Source organism: Rhodococcus sp. (in: high G+C Gram-positive bacteria) (assembly GCF_049591685.1).
In the GTDB taxonomy this organism is placed as follows: Bacteria; Actinomycetota; Actinomycetes; order Mycobacteriales; family Mycobacteriaceae; genus Rhodococcoides.
Genome location: NZ_JBAWFH010000542.1, coordinates 1 through 3819, shown reverse-complemented (window position 1 = coordinate 3819; position 3819 = coordinate 1). Strand labels below are relative to the sequence as shown.

5 protein-coding genes are annotated in these 3819 nt (G+C 64.2%); 3 read left to right on the top strand and 2 right to left on the bottom strand.

The window, feature by feature from the left end; translation table 11 throughout:
- The 3 genes from WBQ44_RS22210 to WBQ44_RS22200 all read left to right on the top strand — a co-directional run.
- Positions 1-1025, top strand: a 1025-nt coding sequence (locus WBQ44_RS22210; RefSeq protein WP_495568821.1) for a DUF8320 family protein, incomplete at its 5' end; no start/stop codon positions are given.
- Positions 1026-1146: 121 nt separating this feature from the next.
- Positions 1147-1497, top strand: a complete 351-nt coding sequence (locus tag WBQ44_RS22205; protein ID WP_495568820.1) for a response regulator transcription factor — start codon at positions 1147-1149, stop codon at positions 1495-1497.
- Between the two features lie 22 nt (positions 1498-1519).
- Positions 1520-1744 (top strand): LuxR C-terminal-related transcriptional regulator, encoded by a 225-nt coding sequence (locus WBQ44_RS22200; protein ID WP_495568819.1) that lies wholly within the window; start codon positions 1520-1522, stop codon positions 1742-1744.
- Here the strand turns inward: WBQ44_RS22200 and WBQ44_RS22195 are convergent, their stop codons facing one another.
- Both WBQ44_RS22195 and WBQ44_RS22190 read right to left on the bottom strand, forming a co-directional pair.
- On the bottom strand, positions 1745-2929 hold the full coding sequence (locus WBQ44_RS22195; protein WP_495568822.1) for a DUF475 domain-containing protein: 1185 nt from the start codon (positions 2927-2929) through the stop codon (positions 1745-1747).
- A gap of 116 nt (positions 2930-3045) precedes the next feature.
- Complete coding sequence (locus tag WBQ44_RS22190) at positions 3046-3621, bottom strand: TerD family protein (protein WP_495568818.1); 576 nt, start codon at positions 3619-3621, stop codon at positions 3046-3048.
- Positions 3622-3819 lie beyond the last annotated feature (198 nt).

The window sequence follows — 3819 nt, the reverse complement described above, 5'->3', positions numbered from 1 at the left end:
ACGCGGAACAGGATCCGCGGAGGTTCCTCGGCATGAACTCCGTCAGTGCGAGGTGGACGGTGCTGGTGTTCTTCGCGACGTACACGCTCATCGCGACGACCGCGTCGGCCGGTGTGAAAAGCCTTGTCGCCGTCGAGTTCGCGGTGGTCATCGTGTCCGTCGCGGCCGGGGCTCTCGTCGCATGGCCCGGTGATCCGCTGCCCGTCCGAGTCGCCACGGCCATCGCTGCAGCCGGCCCGATCGCCACTGCCGTCGTGCTGTGGCAGCTGCCCGTTCCGCCACATAATGCGCTTCAGCCGTGGCCGCTCAGCGCATCGACCGCATTGTTCGCGTTCATCTGCGTGCGTGGCCGTACCACTGCAGCCTGGGCGGGCATGACGGCAACCGTCGCAGTGTGCGTGGCGTGGACGTGGAGCACCGGACAGGGCGCGGTCACGGGCATTTCGATGTCGGTCATCAACTATGCCCCGCTCGCAATGGCGACGTTCTTCGCGCTCACCTTCCGTCCCGTCGCCAAAGCAGTGTTCGAACTCCGCGAGCAGTCGCGTAGGCGGGCAGCCGAGAACGCGGCCACCATCGCAGCACTCGACGAACGCGACTCTCAACTCGAGCGGCTGGGCGTCCTCGCCAGACCGCTGCTGATGCGCATCGCGGCGGGCGACCGACTGGACCCGGAAGAACGAGCCGCGTGTGGCTTGCTCGAGGCCGCACTGCGTGACGGCCTCCGCGCCCCGGGCTTGATCGACGAATGGGTGCAGCAGGCCGCGCGCGCTGCCCGACAACGCGGTGTGCACGTCGTTCTTCTCGACGACGGTGGTCTCGAGGCGGCAGGTGCCGATGCCGGGCGCCGGGTGCGATCGGAAGTCGCGGCTGCGCTCGACGCGGCCCGATCGGGCACCGTCACTGCGCGAATACTTCCGGCCGGACGGACGACACTGGCGTCGGTTCTGAGCAGCGGAGACTCCGCCGACCTGCGTCGCGAGATCGGATTCGACGGAACAGAACTCTCATCGGCGGACCGATAAAATTCATGGTTGATGTTTCAATGCCCCTACTTTTGCGGGCAGACAAGCCGGAGCTCACCTGTGAAGATCATCAATGCGATTGGTTGTGCTGGGACACGACCGTGGAACCGGGGAGACACAGATGGTAGCCAGCTCGAACACCGCAGCATCCGACACGACATTCGGACGGTCGAGCGCTATGTCGCGACGGCCGTTCTCTCTGGTCCCGCCGCCGACCGCCCCGGTCACGCAGGCTCCCATCCATCCGCGTCCGATGTTGACGCAGCGGGAAATTCAGGTGCTCACCGGCTGGATCCACTGCGACTCCAAGACCGAGGTCGCGAAATCGCTGTTCCTGTCCCTCGGCACAGTCAACACGCACCTCACCCGCATTCGCGCGAAATACGCGGCAGTCGGGCGCGCGGCCTCGACCAAGGCGTCGCTCGTCGCGCGGGCGCTGCAGGACGGCCTCGTCGACATCGCCGACCTGTAGACGCGCCCCGCGCGTGTACAGCATGCCGCCACTGAGTGCGCGGGAGATCGAAGCAATGATCGCGTGGTTCGGTTCGGATTCGAAGATCGATGCCGCGCGCTCGATCGACATCTCGGTGGGAACGATCAACACGCATCTCACTCGAATCCGCCAGAAATATGCGGCCGCGGGCAGGCCTGCATCGACGAAGGCCGCCCTGTTCGCTCGCGCGATACAGGACGGCCTGACGAAGCTCGACGACTGGTGACTACACGTGCATGTGGGTGTCTTGCCCCTTGGCTTCCAGTTGGCGGTTCCGCACGACGGAGCTGATGAACGCTGCGCCGATGAAGAACACACCGACGAGTCCGGTGATGATCTCGTTGATGTGTACGCCGATGGACACCATGAGGATGGCGGCAAGCGCGCCGATGGCCCAGTGCGCACCGTGTTCGAGGTACACGTAGTCCGACAGCGTGCCCTTGCGAACCAGGAAGACCGTGATCGAGCGAACGAACATCGCGCCGATGAAGCCGAGGCCGAGGGCGATGATGATCGGGTCGGCGGTGATGGCGAATGCGCCGATGACGCCGTCGAACGAGAAGGATGCATCGAGTACCTCGAGGTAGAGGAACAGGAAGAATCCGGCCTTGCCGGTTGCCTTGGCCAGGTCCGACGGACCACCCGAGGACTTCGACACCGACGTGCTCTCGGTGGCGGGTTCGTTCGGTGACGCTGCCGACGCGGGTGCGCCTGCGGAGACGTCGACACTTTCCTCCGCCGCTTCGGCGTCCTCCACGTGGAAGAGTTCGCCGAGTCCGTTGACCGCGATATAGGTGATCATGCCGAGAACACCCGCGACCATGACGGTCGAGATCTTCTCGTCCTCGGCCAGGAACTCAGCGGTGAGAACGAGGACGACGCTGGCGACGACGACCGAGAGCTGGTCGAGTCGGCCGATTTTCGCGAGGGGCTTCTCGAGCCAGCTGAGCCAGGTGATCTCGCGGTCTTCGAAGATGAAGTTGAGGAACAGCATGAGCAGGAACATGCCGCCGAACGCCGCGATCTGCGGGTGCGCGTCGGTCAGCAGGGTTTCGTAGCTCGGACGACCGTCCTCGAAGTACGCGGCGTCGTTCGGTGGCGGGTTGAGGGCGAGGTCGACCGCGGCGACGGGGCCGAGGCCGGACGCCGCCCAGACGATGACGAGCGGGAAGAGCAGTCGCATACCGAAGACGGCGATGATGATGCCGATCGTCAGGAAGATCTTCTGCCAGAACTCGCTCATGCGGCGTAGGACGGTGGCATTGATGACGGCGTTGTCGAAGGACAGTGACACCTCGAGGATACCGAGGATCAGCACCAGGAAGAGTGCTTGCCAGCCGCCGTAGATGAAGGCAACGATCACCGAGGCGATGGTGACCCCGATGGACCAACCGAAGATGCGCAGAACCACGGGAAGGTGGCCTTTCTGTTGCCGGAGCAGTGTCTCGGAGCGGTCCGACAAGCAGAAAGCCCCGCCTCATCATGGACGACGAGACGGGGCTATTCCCAATCTTGGGAACGTCTTTACTAGACGTTTACTCCGAAATCGCGGGCGATACCGGACAGGCCCGAGGCGTAGCCCTGCCCGACTGCACGGAACTTCCACTCCGCGCCGTTGCGGTACAGCTCGCCGAACACCATCGCGGTCTCGGTCGACGCATCCTCGGTGAGGTCGTAGCGCGCGAGCTCGTTGTTGTCCGCCTGGTTCACGACGCGAATGAACGCGTTGCGGACCTGACCGAACGACTGCGAACGGGCATCGGCGTCGTAGATCGAGACGGGGAAGACGACCGAATCGACGTTCGGCGGCACGGCGGCCAGGTCGACCTTGATCTGCTCGTCGTCACCCTCACCTTCACCGGTGAGGTTGTCGCCGGTGTGCTCGATCGAGCCGTCGGGGGTCTTGAGGTTGTTGAAGAAGACGAAGTGCTGGTCGCTGAGTGCCTTCTTGTCGGCGCCCAGGCCGATTGCACTCGCGTCGAGGTCGAAGTCGGTACCGGTGGTCGAGCGGATGTCCCATCCGAGTCCGACTGTGACAGCAGTCAGGTTCGGTGCCGCCTTCGTGAGTGAGACATTGCCGCCCTTGCTGAGGCTGACGCCCATGAGAGGTCCTTTCGCAATTCTTTTTTCCTGCCGGCAATCACCGTACTGGTCCGGTGTCCGATTGGTCAGTTTTCGTCCGCGTTCTCTACGCCAACGCGCACCCCACGCCGAGAAGTTCCCGTCAGTACTATCGGGACGGTGACAAGTCGGCGACCCGGACTCTTCCGCCGCTCGGGAGCGCCCTCTCCCGATGCACGC